Source organism: Aquabacterium sp. A3, assembly GCF_038069945.1.
GTDB lineage: Bacteria > Pseudomonadota > Gammaproteobacteria > Burkholderiales > Burkholderiaceae_C > Aquabacterium.
Genome location: NZ_JBBPEV010000001.1, coordinates 1,387,988 through 1,400,096 on the forward strand (window position 1 = coordinate 1,387,988; position 12,109 = coordinate 1,400,096).

Sequence of the window (12,109 nt, forward strand, 5' to 3'; positions counted from 1 at the left end):
GCGGGCCTGGGGCCCGCCCATCGCCCCTACACTGGCTGCTCAAGGGAGGACACCCATGAGCAGCCTTTTCATTGGGCCCGACGCCCAGCCCCGTTGCCGATGGTGCGGTGGCGCGCCCGAATTCCTGGCGTACCACGACCACGAATGGGGCTTCCCGGTCGCCGACGACCGCCGCCTGTTCGAAAAGATCAGCCTGGAGGCGTTTCAGTCCGGTCTGAGCTGGCGCACCATCCTTGCCAAGCGCGAGCATTTCCGCGAGGCCTTCGCCGAGTTCGACGTGGCCCAGCTGGCCACCTACGGCCCGGCCGAGGTCAAGCGCTTGCTCGCCAACCCAGGCATCGTGCGGCATCGCGGCAAGATCGAAGCCACCATCCACAACGCCAGCCGCGCACTGGAGCTCGCCGCCGAACACGGCTCGCTGGCCGCGTTCTTCTGGCGCCACGAGCCCCCCGCCGACACCCTGCCCGAGCCGCAGAGCGTGAACACCCTGCCCGCCGCGGTGGTGCTGTCCAAAGAACTCAAGCGCCGGGGCTGGAAGTTCGTGGGGCCCACCACCGTCTACGCCTTCATGCAGGCCATGGGTCTGGTCAACGATCACGCAAGCGGGTGCAGCGTGCGGACGAAGGCAGCGGCGGCGCGGCGGGCGTTCAAACGCCCTTAACAATCGCTCAAACAACCCCTGTTCGAAGGGAAGAGGCGATTGGACAAAAAACATTGTCCGAGACTGACACGGCTCGTGGCAGCGGCTGGGCCGTGTTGGCGGGCTCGATGACACCTGAGCAGGACAAGCGCACCTTCTTCCTGGCCCAGGTGCTGTTCTGGATGCTGTGCGCACCCGACGGCCACGCCAAGAACTTCAGCCTCTTCATCCGGCCGGGAGGGCGCTATCAACTCACGCCGCTGTACGACGTGATCTCGGCCTACCCCATCCTGGGCCATGGGCCCAACCAGATCTCGCCATTCAAGGTCAAACTGGCCATGGCGGTTCGAGGCAAGAACGCGCACTGGAAGATGAACGACATCCAGCGACGGCATTGGGTGGCTGTGGGCACTCGGCACGGTGTGGTCACCGAGAATGGCCAACCCGTCGACAAGCTGCTGGACGACCTGGTGGCACGCACACCTGAGGTCATCCAGCAGGTCAGGCGCAAGCTGCCTGAAGGGTATCCGCTGAACCTGGCTGACCGGATTCTGGAGGGCCTGGCCCAGACCGCTGCGCGGCTGCAGGCACAAAAAAACCCGAGCACCAAGGTGGCGGTCGGGTGATTCAGTTGGCGCGCCCGGCTGGGATCGAACCAGCAACCCCTGCCTTCGGAGCGCCATTTCCGACTGCGAGGGACACTGAAAACCTCGCAAAATCAATAACTTAGTACAGCAGGGTAGACCACAGTATACCGGTGTTTCCCGGGTCAACTGTCGGAAAACTGTCGGAGCGCCAAGATCTGCAACACCTGGACTGGCATCAGATCATTGGCTTCATCTGCTGCGTTTATTGCACTTATGGATTAAAGTGCCGATATCGAACAGACAGCCTTGAGGCCTCCACCGGAGGCACACAGATGGCTGCACCGGAGGTCCAAATGTCAACACTGGAGCGCAACGGAGAGATCATGCCCCCGGTCATGTCTGCCCAGGACGCAGAGATGGCCCGCGCTGCACAGCGGTGCATCATGGCCGCCTTGGACCACTCCAAGGCGGCCTCAATCACGCTGACCGATGATGAAGGCAATCAGCCCGTCATCCAGGTCCCGCCACAGGCCCTGAAAGTCATTGCGCAGGTTCTTGGCGCCATGAGCGAGCGTCGCCCCATCGTGGTCATGCCGTCCAAGCAGGAAGTCTCGACCGTGGAAGCAGCTAACTTTCTGAACGTCTCGCGCCCTTTCGTCATCAAGGAAATCGAGCAAGGACGGCTGCCCTACCGGATGGTGGGCACCCATCGCCGCATCGCATTTGATGACCTAGTGCAATACGCCGAGAAGATGCGCGTACGCCAACAGTCCGCGCTAGATCGCACGGCTGAGGACGCCCACGAGTTGGGCCTGGGCTACTGATGGCAGGACACGCACGCTACACGGCATTGCTGGATGCATGCGTGCTGTATGCCCTGATGAGCCTCGCGTCCAAAGGACTGTTTGCGGGGAAATGGACCACGAGGATTGAGGATGAGTAGATTCGGAACCTGGAGGAGCAACGGCCCGATCTGATCGGACGACTGACCACCCGGCGCGATGCCATGCGGGAGGCCGTCCTTGACTGGGAGGTTCAAGAGGCGCCCCGTCCGACGTACCGTGGACTCGTTCTGCAAGAACTCCATACAGACTAAGTAAGTTGCAACTGACTTCTGAGTTGCAACCTTGAATGAATGAGCACGGCGAATGTTACCGATCGGTAACTAAAGTCCCATGCACCATCGATTACATAAAGAACTTACCGATCGGTAATCAAGTGCTTGTCATGATCGAACTGACCTCATAAAATTACCTAACGGTAATTTGAAGGCCGCCCCCATGGACACCACCGCAGACAGCCCCTTGCTCGACCCCACACCTCATGTGGTTCGCACCGCGCTGGACATCGGTCAGATGGTCAAGCGGCAGCGCAACGGCATGAACCTGCGCCAGCTCGATGTCGCCGGCCTGGCCAACACCGGCAACCGCTTGATCGTCGATGTGGAAAACGGCAAGCCCACCGTGCAGCTTCAAAAGGTGCTCGACCTGCTCGACATCCTCGGCCTGGAAGTCGTGATCCAGCCCAAGACATCCAGGACGCTGTGATGGAACGCGTCACTGCGCTGGACGTCTTCCATGGCGATGAGCTGATCGGCACCGTCTTCGACACCGAGCCATTGAGCTTCGAATACGCGCCGACCTGGCTGGGCAGGCAACAGCCGGCTGGTCCCTTCCCCTTGTCCAGCATCGCCCTAAAGCCGGGGCGCCTGGTCGAACCCCAGGTGCAGGCCTTCTTCGAGAATCTGCTGCCCGAGGGCGAGGTACGCACCTACCTCTCGGCTCAGCGCAAGGCGTCCACGCTGTTCGCGCTGCTGCAAGCCGTGGCGGGCGACACGGCCGGTGCCTACGTGATGCTGCCCCAGGGACAACGCCCACAGCCCCCGCAATACGAACCCACCAGCTGGCAGGCCCTGGCCGACATCCTTAAGTCCAAATCGGCCGCAGCCATCCAGGTTCAAGGAGAGGACGCCCGCATCTCACTGGCTGGTGCGCAAGACAAAGCAACGATCGCCATCTTCGACGGCCAACCCATGCTGCCCAAGGGGCACGCGCCGTCCACGCACATCCTCAAGCCCGACATCCGCCGGCTGGCCAAGGTGCGAGACAGCGCTGTGAACGAGGCCATCATCATGCGCACGGCCAAGCACTGCGGGCTGAGAACGGCCGAAGTGTTTTACGAGCCACTGACCAAGGCCTGTGTGGTCGAGCGCTTTGACCGGCTTCGCAGAGACGATGGTGGCTTGAGCCGCGTCATCCAGTACGACCTGTGCCAGTTGGCAGGCACCGTATCTGAAAAGAAGTACGAAAAGGAAGGCGGGCCCGGACTACAGGCCTGCGCCCGACTGATCCGCGAACACAGTTCACGCGCAGCCCTTGACCTGCAAGCGCTGGTGCAATGGGTGTTCTTCAACATCTGTGTGGGCAACAACGACAGCCACGCCAAAAACCTGTCGCTGTACGCGTTACCAGGCCAGGGCGTTCGCCTCACGCCCTTCTATGACCTGATGTGCACGCGCATCTACCCCGGGCTGTCCAAAGAGTTCGCCTTCAATGTGGGCGGCGAAGTGCTTCCAGGCCAGATGGGCCACGTGCAGCTGCAAGGCATGGCCCAGCAACTGGGCATGAAGCCCCGGTATCTGCAGACGGTTGCAGACGATGTGGCGGCGAAGGTTCCTGCTGCCATCGATCAAGCCGTGAACGAAATCTCGCCGCTGCTGGCCCACAACAGCCAGACCTTCGCAGAGCACCTTACCCACGAGGTGAAGTCGATCACCAAAAAGGCACAGGCGAGATTCCGTCAAGCGCCCTAGATCGGAAACAAGAAGGTTCAGCACCGCCCGTTCCTGCGCTCGATCTCCTCGCGCTTCGTGAGCCGCCCCGTCCGACGTACTGAGGACTCGCTCCCGCCGGGAGATCCGTCGATGAACTCAGCAAGATCTTGCAGACGCACAAACCTGCGACCACCGCGCTTGATGGTCTTGAGCTGGCAGCGCCCCTGGCTGATCTGGTTGCGCAAGGTCTGGACGGCAACGCCACTGATGCGCGCTGCGTCCTTCAGACAAATCAGCGCAGGTTGGCCTTGCCTCTGAAGGAGCTCAAGAGTTGTGGGTTGGACTGCGGTCAGTCGATCGTGAGGGTGCATGATGGATCTCCGATGCTTCGATCGGACTCAGTCTAGAAAATTGACCCCCGTATAAAATCTCACGAGCGGGCGCCTACGCCCTTGGTGAGCACCTTGTCCCACGCCGGACATGTCCGCCCATCTTGTATAGTGGTCGAAGACCAGGGGCTGGTCCGCAGGGCGGGCCAGCCTTTGACGCGCGCAGCGCGTGGCTGTTCGGCTGTTCGGCTGTTCGGCTGTTCGGCTGTTCGGCTGTTCGGCTGTTCGGCTGTTCGGCTGTTCGGCTGTTTTGAATGGTGACCTTTTGGTCACGACCGGCCGCGCGGGGACCTTGTGGGCAACTCGGGACGAGTTGTCCATGGGGTGCGCTCGCTCACGACCACAGGGCGTGAGTCGCAACGGTAACGTTGGACAAAAAGTGCGCGAGGTATACCGCGTGCTCCCGCCTTCTACCTCGATCCGATCCTGACGGTTTTATACGTTGCTTACGCTCTACCGTTGGCGCATGCGACATCTCAGCCGACCACATCGGGGCCTCCTGATCTCTCCCCCCACCCCCCCGCCCTGCCCCAGGGCAGGGGGCGCTGCACCGCCCGCAGGGGCTCGATCGGGCCAACAGCCAAGCGGCTGCATGGCCCGCGTCGAGCAAGCGTATCCGCGCCGCAATCTCAGTCAATGGCTGCGCAAGTGGCTCCGCATGCGGAGCCACCATTGACAGAGCCTGCAGCGCCATCTGAAAGGTCAAAACATGATCCAAACGACCATCCCCAATCTCGAATTGGCGCTCCGACCAAGTTATCTGATACCTGGCCCTCTGGCCCGCCTTCTCCATCAGCAGAAGGTCTCCAAGATCTTGAAGTTGACTTACCTGACCCACATGATTTCGGTCCCCTGTGTGCAGGCCTTGTTGGGCGCGAGTAACTCGAATGCGAATGCCACCGTCCGCCAACTGCTCATGCGCCGCCTTCTGCAGGAAGTGGTGCTGACATCGAGCGCACTCGCGCCCAACGGCCGCGTCTTCATGCTCACGAAGGCAGGCCTTCTAGCCGCGCAGTCCGACTGCGACCGCGAAGATTTACATGACTACGACACCCGTCCCGAGTCGATCAGGCGAGCCCAGCTGGAACATGACCTGACGGTAGCCTGCATCGCTGCGCATTGGATCCACGGTGGGGGTCGCGTCATTGAGACCGACTTGACACTTCGTTCCAAGCACTCCAGCAGCGACGTCAAGCACATCAAGCTGCCAGACCTGATCTGCGGCTACGGACACCACGAGATCGCCTTCGAGATCGAGCGCTACCCCAAAAAGGTGCGGGAGGTCGAACAGGCCCTGCTACTCGCATCCAGGTCACAGCACTTGCCAACAATCTGGCTGTGCCGCGCGCCATCCACCAATAGGTACCTGCGCGAATGCTTGAAGAACGCCAGCGTCCGGAAGTGGAAGCTGGCGAGCGGGCAGAAGTGGACTGCGGGTCCACCGGTCGGCCTTCCCTTTGCCTTCCGGGTGCGGCAATCTGTCGTTCACCTGGACGAACACTCGATCGCCTTTGAACCCTCATCGTGGCTGTGGCGTACCGGCGAAACAGAGGCCGCAGCCAAAGACATGGTGTTGCGACGCCTCCAGAAAGAGGGCTGGACTTGGTGGAACTTCGAGCCGTACCTGGAGTACGAAGGGGCGACGACTTTCCTCTTCACCCAGAGCACGCTGGATTTCAAGCGAGAGCTTCTGGTGACCACATTGGGTCATGGCAAATGGCATGTCCATCGGCCAGAGCAAACTCCGGAGGAAGGCTTGGAGGTCGATCTGAAGACCTCGCCGAATCCGACCGCGGGGCATCAGCCATCCTTGGGTCTGCTCGAAGCCGCCGCCAAGACGGCCGACCTCCTGCTGGTGCCGTTGAACTAATTTGGAGAGCCGCCTGCAGCGCAAAGTATGCGCGTGCGCCAAGTGTTCACCCGCAACTCATCGCATCTGTTAAGGCCTTTACGGGGGAGGATGAATGTCATCGCCAACATCCTCCCCAGCGGATTGATCAAGCCCATGATCGTCAACAGATCCTGAGGGGATGTTGCTCTGCTTGCGGAGCAGGATCCGGCAATGGATCCGACGCTTCAACTCAGCAATCGCCGTCATTGGAATGTCCGCACCGATCAGACCGACCACTCCGCCTGGCGTGACGACCTTCACCACCATGCGGCCCTTGCTGTCCCGAAAGATTCGGCGGTTGTCTTCGGGGTCATTGCTCCAGAACTTTGAATCCACATGCTTCTCCTGCTGATGCCAACCAATGAGCGCGATTGGCCAAAGCGCTGCCCACAACCGCATGGACCCGTGCCAGCGATCAGGACAAGGAGAGAGGCCAGTGAGAACGCCCATCAAGGCACTGGCTGATCAGAGGGATTCAGTCTTTTGTGGAGCCGGTGGCGTCAGCGAGGATTTCATCCTCGACCAAGGCCACGATTTCGGAAGGTCTCCGTTTCAGAGGGACGGACAGTTTGAACAATGTCTTAATCGTTGGCTGCTGCTGCCCCAACTCAAGAATGCTGATGTAGTTGCGCATCAGATCGGCATCCAGGCCCAACTGCTCCTGGCTGAGCCCGGCCTGCTTGCGCAACCGCCTCAATACTTTACCGAACGCTGTCCCGACTTCCAAAAAAACTCCTCCAATAGTTGGAAGAATTTCGCGTTTCAGCTAGGATTTGTCTTCACACAATAATAGGAATTCAAGGTGAAGAAGCGAATCGCTTTGCGCATGCTGGCGGCATCCACCCTTGCCGCCGGCAGCTTGGCCAAGGTGCAGACCGAGGTGGATGGCAAGGCCAACGACAAGTGGGTCAAGCTAATTGACCTGGTACCGATCCACTGGCAACAGAGCCAGTGCGCCTTCTTTCCCAGCGAGAACGAATCATGGTCCAAGTGCAATCACTGATGGTCACGGCCATTGAAGGCCGTCGCAACTTCTCCTACGGTCAAGAGCTGCGGGAGGTCTGGTATCGCCGCGAGGATGGCATCGAAGGCAGCCTGCAGTACTCGGGCGACTTTGGGGTCCGGGCTGGCAACAAGCTGGCCCTGATCTACTCCCCGACGATCAACAGCCACTGGCTCGGCATCGTCAACTTCTCGACCGAGCTGTACATCAACTTCGTCCCGAACTGGGTGTCACGCAAGACCTACCCATTTCCCGACCTGATCTGGCCGCTCAACAAGGCATTCCCGGATCTGCAGGAAAGTGCCTTTGGCAAGCAGTCGCCCGCATTGCATCAGGCTGTGGAGCAGACGATCCAGAAGCTCATCGACCAACGCAGTCGTTGCACCGCATAAGACGAGACGTCCACCAGGGGCTACGCCCCCCGAAGTTGGGATTTTTGGATGAACTCATTGAACGACTTTTGAGACAGTCACCCCACCCTGATGACAGGGGGCAACTTTCAACTAGGAGTTCATATGAGCAAGAAGACCAGTGCACAGCCCAGGCCCGCCACACCGATGACCCAACACGCTGCGTCACGCGCCCAAAGCGCCGTTGCCAAGCAACACGGCGGCAAGGTGCCCTCCGGCAGCTATGTTGGACGTCTGCAGCAGGCAGCGGCCAAGTCCAAGTGAGGTGGCCATGCAGCGAGACAAAGACCGTGAAGACAACCGCGCCAACCAACTCAACCCCAACAACGATGTCTACTGGCAATCACGGGGAGAGGACGAGCGCCCTCAAGACTGGGCAGATCAGGTTGATGATGGCGACAAAGACTGATTGACCAACCAGTCGGGCCAATCGTGCGTTTCGGTCGCAGGTTGGTCCGCCAGCACATCGACATGTCGCTGCCAACAGGCACGGTACAAAGCTTCGTCCAAGATCGTGAAGGCATCCAGTTTTGATCCAGGCCCCCTCTGGACGAAAAAGCGCTGCCAAAGCAAGGCGACATGCAACAGCGCCATGGGCGGGGTCGGCTCGTCAGCCTCAGAGACGTTGCCCGACAGGCGTTGATACATGGCATGCCACATGGCCACGTAATCCCCCTGCCGGAGAGCTTTGGTCCCATCGAAGTAACTGCCGATCACGACTTCAGTCTGATCCGCATCAATCGCCAGCGAGGATCGTCCGGCAGGCTGACTGGGCCATGCCTTCCGGTACTCACGCTGTATCAACACATGGCTCAGCTGCAGCAACCTGCGCACCGGCAAATAGACAATGTTGCGGCGGCTCTTCAAATCCACCTTCCCTTGACCTACGGGCAAATCAGTCATGGGTGCGACCCAAAGAAAGTAGGGCGCCGGCTTCATCGCGCCGAAGTAGAGTCGGCCCCACTCGGCATCCATGGCTGAGAAAAAGTCAAAGAACCACAAATCGACCGCGTCCTTGAACACCGGCAGGATTTCACCCCATGTGCTCGCAGCCATACACGCAGACCGATAGCGCTCAAGACGATCGGTCACCACTGCACCAAGATGCTCGAACGGCTCGCAAGTTACCGCCGGGTGCAACTTCTCTCGGAAGGCATCAAATCGATCGGCCTCAGCATCTTCAAACAGTGCTCTCAGTCGTCGCCCGTAATCTCTTCCAACCGAACGCGCATGAGGGATCATGTGGACCTCTCGGACCATGAGCATCACTGCAAAAAGCTCCCACGGTTCGCGCTCGAGATCCTTGAGTTCCGCCAGTCTAAGCTCCATCTCTTCAGCAGAAAGTCCATTGCGACGACCTTCTTGAAAAGCCATCTCTCGGGCATGTGCGGCAACCCGCCGCTGAGTGGCAGAGCTCAATGAACCGAGATTTCCCTTGGCAATGCGGGTCTCAGACAGTCCTGTCATTTTGGCCAAAAGGGGCCGCATCGCCTTGCCCTGGATCGCGGCCATCAGCAGCAGAGGCAAAGCCAGCAGAGCATCGGCCATGACCATGGCTTTCTGACGCCCCTCGGCATCGCTGATGATCTCCACGACCTCAGCCCCCCACCTTCAGCCTGACGAACAAATGCAGATGGGTGGAGCCGTCCTGCATCGGCGTCTCCTTGACCTCCAGGTAGCCCTGCTTGCGCACCAACTCCCCGAGCTTCTGGCAGCCGTAGTTGCGCGGGTCAAACGACGAATGATTCTTCATGATCATCGAGCCCACTGTCGACAAGGCGGCCCAGCCGTTGTCTTTGGCCGTGGCCGTCACAGCGGTACGCAGCATGGATTCCAACGACAGCCCGGGCTCCTCCGTCACGATGGGCTGAGCGGCCACCTCGCCCTGAGCTCGCAAGATCTCGGTGTAGATGAACTTGTCGCAGGCCGCCACAAATGGCTGCGGTGTCTTTTGCTCGCCAAAGCCATAGACGACCAGGCCTGCTTCACGGATGCGAGTGGCCAGGCGCGTGAAATCGCTGTCTGATGAGACCAGGCAGAAACCGCTGACACTGCCTGAGTGCAGCAGGTCCATGGCGTCAATGATCAAGGACGAATCGGTGGCGTTCTTGCCCGTGGTGTAGGCAAACTGCTGCATGGGCTGAATGGCCAGCTTGTGCAGCACGTCCTTCCAGCCTCGCAAGTTGGGTGTCGTCCAATCGCCATAGGCCCGCTTCACGGTGGCGGTGCCGTAGCGAGATACCTCGGCCATCAGCTCGTTGATGATGCTGGCCTGCGCGTTGTCCGCATCTATGAGCACAGCCAGCTTGTCGTTGTGTGGTGTTGCCATTCCTTTTGCTCGGCAGCGCTGCAGGCCCTACTTCGGATAACGCCAGTTCTTGAAGTACGCCAGCGCATCCGTGCTGCCAATCACCTCCCTGGCCTGCTGCACATTGGCAAGGATAGCCGCACGCTCGGCTTCGTCCGGCAGTTCGGCTGCACGGCGTTCAACGTCTTCGAAGAATGCGTCCATGGCCTTCACCTTGGCCCAATGCTCGATGGACGCGAGCAAAGCCTCTTTGCTCTTCGTCTGTGCGTTCAGCAGTTCCTTGGCGCGGCTTTCGGCCTGCCACCGCTGCCATTCCGCTTCTCTGCGCTGACGCTCACCCTCGGCCCGCTGCTGCGCGGCCTCGTAAAACGCCACCAGCTCAGGCGCCAAGTCGGCAAGCTCCTTCGCGATGGCTTGCTCCTTGCCCAATAACTCGCCCGGCTTGGCCTCCCCCCACTGCCGACTCCAGTCGAGCACACCGTAGGGAGAATAGGCCTGGATGCAGAAGCGGCCAGTGCACTGGTTCTGCATGGTGGTCCATGAATGCACCATGTCGCGCGGGTTCACCTTGGGCAACTGGTCTTCCCGGTAGTAGGTGCCTCGGATGTAGCGCATCTCGATGGCTTCGCAAGTCTCGAAAATGGTCAGGCCAATGGCCAGCGTGCCCATCGAAACCGCCGTCAGCCTGACTGGATACCAATAAGTCTCGTAGTCCTCATGCCTTGGTGGCTTTTCATGCACATTGACTTTGTGCCGTTGAAAGTCTGCGCCCACCGGCAACCATGACACCTCATGCCCTAAGTCTTCAAAGGCCAGGTAGAGCTGGTTGGCCAGTTGAACCGCCGCCGGCAAAGCCGCTTTCGACACCACCACGTCTGACAACGTCTTCTTGTTGGGGCGGAAGTACCCGTTCTGATTCTCACGCCCGGCTTCGAAGTGGCTGCGAATGTCACGCAGCAAGGGGTGCATTCGAGGCCCGGTCAAGGCAGGCTTCTTGGGCGCCCTGGCCTTCTTCGCGGCAGGCACTGGGGCGGCTGGCTTCAGCACGGGCTTAGCGGGAAACGCCATGCCGGGTGCCCAAGCCAGCACGTCAAAGGGTCGAGCGTCAGGCAAGGGTGGCTTTGACACTGGCTTGCCAAATTCCAACCGAGTCCAGTAGCCCACCTCAGGTCGGGGCACGTTCATGGCCGTGCACACCCTGGCCATGAAGCTGGACGAGACGCCGTAGCGCAGCGCCACCTTGGTCATGGGCTCGGCCCAGACCTCGGCGTAAAGCTGCTCACGCGTGATCGCCTCAATGCCCATGCGTGCCCGCTGCCTGCCTGACCCACTCCAGCACCTGAACACGGTCAACGGCATGCCTTGCGCGGCGGCGAGCAGACCGTGCTTCAAGCAAGGCCCAGACGATGATGGCGATGGGCACCGTGGCGGCGATAGCACAGATGAACAACACCATGTTCCCTCCAACACTTGTACTGATCACATTGAACATGTTCACATGCCTTGTGCACAAGAACCATGTCAATTGAACATGTGCAACTGTGCAGGTCGAGTGTCCCGAATCCGGGCCCGAGCCTGATCCGATTCCGGGTGACTCGGAGCCAGAATCGGGTGACGTGATCGGGGCAGCACCCGGACATCACCGGGGCCTCAAGGGGCGGCTGGACGCCGCCCACGGCCCCTATCCCCGCTGGACGCGGGGCTTGCTGCCCGCCCGCTGTCCGGGGTCGCGCCTCCCCCTGCTGATGGCTGCGCCATCAGCGCCCCGCTGCGCGGGGGCACCCGGCAGATCCGGCTCCCTGCGAGGGTCTGCTGCGCGCCCCTACTCCGGTCGGCCCTACGGGCTGGGGCTGGACGCCCCACCGGCCTCCCGGGTGCCCCCGCGCCTGCGGCGAGGGGGAGGCGGGGGCTTCGCCCCCCGCTCATGCACCGGCGCTGGGGCGCCTCAAATCGCTGGGGCGATTTGTGCCTGGCGGCTCCCCCCAGCCCCTCGGCAACCTGGCTGGGGCCAGGTGCGCCTCGGGGGCCTGCGCAGCGCCTGCTGCTTGGCCCGCCGCGAAGCGGCGGCGCCCGTTCACGCTGATATCGGCATGACCTGAGCAAGGTTT

17 protein-coding genes are annotated in these 12,109 nt (G+C 60.8%); 10 read left to right on the forward strand and 7 right to left on the reverse strand.

Annotated features, from left to right (window positions below; translation table 11 throughout):
* The first annotated feature begins 55 nt into the window (after positions 1 to 55).
* The 5 genes from WNB94_RS06155 (at position 56) to WNB94_RS06175 (ending at position 4,039) form a co-directional block, all read left to right on the forward strand.
* Positions 56 to 661 carry a DNA-3-methyladenine glycosylase I gene (locus WNB94_RS06155; protein WP_341389101.1) on the forward strand — a complete coding sequence of 202 codons (606 nt, stop codon included), beginning with the start codon at positions 56 to 58 and terminating at the stop codon, positions 659 to 661.
* 53 nt (positions 662 to 714) lie between these two features.
* A complete protein-coding gene (locus WNB94_RS06160) occupies positions 715 to 1,266 on the forward strand; it encodes a HipA domain-containing protein (protein WP_445819023.1) in 552 nt (183 codons plus the stop codon).
* Positions 1,267 to 1,580: 314 nt separating this feature from the next.
* Positions 1,581 to 2,051: an excisionase family DNA-binding protein gene (locus tag WNB94_RS06165; protein WP_341389102.1), complete on the forward strand. Its 471-nt coding sequence runs from the start codon at positions 1,581 to 1,583 to the stop codon at positions 2,049 to 2,051.
* Between the two features lie 456 nt (positions 2,052 to 2,507).
* On the forward strand, positions 2,508 to 2,774 hold the full coding sequence (locus WNB94_RS06170) for a helix-turn-helix domain-containing protein (RefSeq protein WP_341389103.1): 267 nt from the start codon (positions 2,508 to 2,510) through the stop codon (positions 2,772 to 2,774).
* Complete coding sequence (locus WNB94_RS06175; protein WP_341389104.1) at positions 2,774 to 4,039, forward strand: type II toxin-antitoxin system HipA family toxin; 1,266 nt, start codon at positions 2,774 to 2,776, stop codon at positions 4,037 to 4,039. Before WNB94_RS06170 ends, WNB94_RS06175 begins: the two co-directional genes overlap by 1 nt.
* Before the next feature lie 17 nt (positions 4,040 to 4,056).
* On the opposite strand, the gene WNB94_RS17195 is transcribed toward WNB94_RS06175, so the two are convergent.
* A complete protein-coding gene (locus tag WNB94_RS17195; protein WP_445819024.1) occupies positions 4,057 to 4,371 on the reverse strand; it encodes a helix-turn-helix domain-containing protein in 315 nt (104 codons plus the stop codon).
* A gap of 727 nt (positions 4,372 to 5,098) precedes the next feature.
* Here WNB94_RS17195 and WNB94_RS06180 point away from each other — a divergent pair.
* Positions 5,099 to 6,259 carry a hypothetical protein gene (locus tag WNB94_RS06180; RefSeq protein WP_341389105.1) on the forward strand — a complete coding sequence of 387 codons (1,161 nt, stop codon included), beginning with the start codon at positions 5,099 to 5,101 and terminating at the stop codon, positions 6,257 to 6,259.
* 78 nt (positions 6,260 to 6,337) lie between these two features.
* Here WNB94_RS06180 and WNB94_RS06185 read toward each other — a convergent pair whose 3' ends face one another.
* Positions 6,338 to 6,679 (reverse strand): hypothetical protein, encoded by a 342-nt coding sequence (locus tag WNB94_RS06185; protein ID WP_341389106.1) that lies wholly within the window; start codon positions 6,677 to 6,679, stop codon positions 6,338 to 6,340.
* 76 nt (positions 6,680 to 6,755) lie between these two features.
* Positions 6,756 to 7,007: a helix-turn-helix domain-containing protein gene (locus tag WNB94_RS06190; protein ID WP_286742569.1), complete on the reverse strand. Its 252-nt coding sequence runs from the start codon at positions 7,005 to 7,007 to the stop codon at positions 6,756 to 6,758.
* A gap of 75 nt (positions 7,008 to 7,082) precedes the next feature.
* Here WNB94_RS06190 and WNB94_RS06195 point away from each other — a divergent pair, with 75 nt between their 5' ends.
* The 4 genes from WNB94_RS06195 (at position 7,083) to WNB94_RS06210 (ending at position 8,102) form a co-directional block, all read left to right on the forward strand.
* Positions 7,083 to 7,283 (forward strand): hypothetical protein, encoded by a 201-nt coding sequence (locus tag WNB94_RS06195; protein WP_341389109.1) that lies wholly within the window; start codon positions 7,083 to 7,085, stop codon positions 7,281 to 7,283.
* A complete protein-coding gene (locus WNB94_RS06200) occupies positions 7,271 to 7,675 on the forward strand; it encodes a hypothetical protein (RefSeq protein WP_341389110.1) in 405 nt (134 codons plus the stop codon). Before WNB94_RS06195 ends, WNB94_RS06200 begins: the two co-directional genes overlap by 13 nt.
* A gap of 123 nt (positions 7,676 to 7,798) precedes the next feature.
* Positions 7,799 to 7,957, forward strand: a complete 159-nt coding sequence (locus WNB94_RS06205; protein WP_341389111.1) for a hypothetical protein — start codon at positions 7,799 to 7,801, stop codon at positions 7,955 to 7,957.
* Positions 7,958 to 7,964: 7 nt separating this feature from the next.
* Positions 7,965 to 8,102 (forward strand): hypothetical protein, encoded by a 138-nt coding sequence (locus tag WNB94_RS06210; RefSeq protein ID WP_341389112.1) that lies wholly within the window; start codon positions 7,965 to 7,967, stop codon positions 8,100 to 8,102.
* Here the strand turns inward: WNB94_RS06210 and WNB94_RS06215 are convergent.
* From WNB94_RS06215 to WNB94_RS06230, 4 genes are read right to left on the reverse strand one after another with little or no spacing between them, the layout of a single operon-like run.
* Positions 8,075 to 9,286 carry a hypothetical protein gene (locus WNB94_RS06215; RefSeq protein ID WP_341389113.1) on the reverse strand — a complete coding sequence of 404 codons (1,212 nt, stop codon included), beginning with the start codon at positions 9,284 to 9,286 and terminating at the stop codon, positions 8,075 to 8,077. The two genes, WNB94_RS06210 and WNB94_RS06215, sit on opposite strands and share 28 nt — an antisense overlap.
* Positions 9,287 to 9,290: 4 nt before the next feature.
* The gene (locus WNB94_RS06220; RefSeq protein WP_341389115.1) at positions 9,291 to 10,022 is read right to left on the reverse strand and encodes an NYN domain-containing protein; all 732 of its coding nucleotides are present in this window, start codon (positions 10,020 to 10,022) and stop codon (positions 9,291 to 9,293) included.
* Between the two features lie 27 nt (positions 10,023 to 10,049).
* Positions 10,050 to 11,306 (reverse strand): hypothetical protein, encoded by a 1,257-nt coding sequence (locus WNB94_RS06225; RefSeq protein ID WP_341389116.1) that lies wholly within the window; start codon positions 11,304 to 11,306, stop codon positions 10,050 to 10,052.
* Positions 11,296 to 11,493, reverse strand: a complete 198-nt coding sequence (locus WNB94_RS06230; RefSeq protein WP_341389118.1) for a hypothetical protein — start codon at positions 11,491 to 11,493, stop codon at positions 11,296 to 11,298. Before WNB94_RS06230 ends, WNB94_RS06225 begins: the two co-directional genes overlap by 11 nt.
* Between the last annotated feature and the right edge of the window lie 616 nt (positions 11,494 to 12,109).

What these genes read in the sequence shown, in the direction of transcription:
- WNB94_RS06155 (WP_341389101.1), top strand. Translation starts at nt 56, where the DNA reads ATGAGCAGCCTTTTCATTGGGCCCGACGCCCAGCCCCGTTGCCGATGG.
- WNB94_RS06165 (WP_341389102.1), top strand. Translation starts at nt 1,581, where the DNA reads ATGTCAACACTGGAGCGCAACGGAGAGATCATGCCCCCGGTCATGTCT.
- WNB94_RS06170 (WP_341389103.1), top strand. Translation starts at nt 2,508, where the DNA reads ATGGACACCACCGCAGACAGCCCCTTGCTCGACCCCACACCTCATGTG.
- WNB94_RS06175 (WP_341389104.1), top strand. Translation starts at nt 2,774, where the DNA reads ATGGAACGCGTCACTGCGCTGGACGTCTTCCATGGCGATGAGCTGATC.
- WNB94_RS17195 (WP_445819024.1), bottom strand. Translation starts at nt 4,371, where the DNA reads ATGCACCCTCACGATCGACTGACCGCAGTCCAACCCACAACTCTTGAG.
- WNB94_RS06180 (WP_341389105.1), top strand. Translation starts at nt 5,099, where the DNA reads ATGATCCAAACGACCATCCCCAATCTCGAATTGGCGCTCCGACCAAGT.
- WNB94_RS06185 (WP_341389106.1), bottom strand. Translation starts at nt 6,679, where the DNA reads ATGCGGTTGTGGGCAGCGCTTTGGCCAATCGCGCTCATTGGTTGGCAT.
- WNB94_RS06205 (WP_341389111.1), top strand. Translation starts at nt 7,799, where the DNA reads ATGAGCAAGAAGACCAGTGCACAGCCCAGGCCCGCCACACCGATGACC.
- WNB94_RS06210 (WP_341389112.1), top strand. Translation starts at nt 7,965, where the DNA reads ATGCAGCGAGACAAAGACCGTGAAGACAACCGCGCCAACCAACTCAAC.
- WNB94_RS06220 (WP_341389115.1), bottom strand. Translation starts at nt 10,022, where the DNA reads ATGGCAACACCACACAACGACAAGCTGGCTGTGCTCATAGATGCGGAC.
- WNB94_RS06225 (WP_341389116.1), bottom strand. Translation starts at nt 11,306, where the DNA reads ATGGGCATTGAGGCGATCACGCGTGAGCAGCTTTACGCCGAGGTCTGG.
- WNB94_RS06230 (WP_341389118.1), bottom strand. Translation starts at nt 11,493, where the DNA reads ATGTTCAATGTGATCAGTACAAGTGTTGGAGGGAACATGGTGTTGTTC.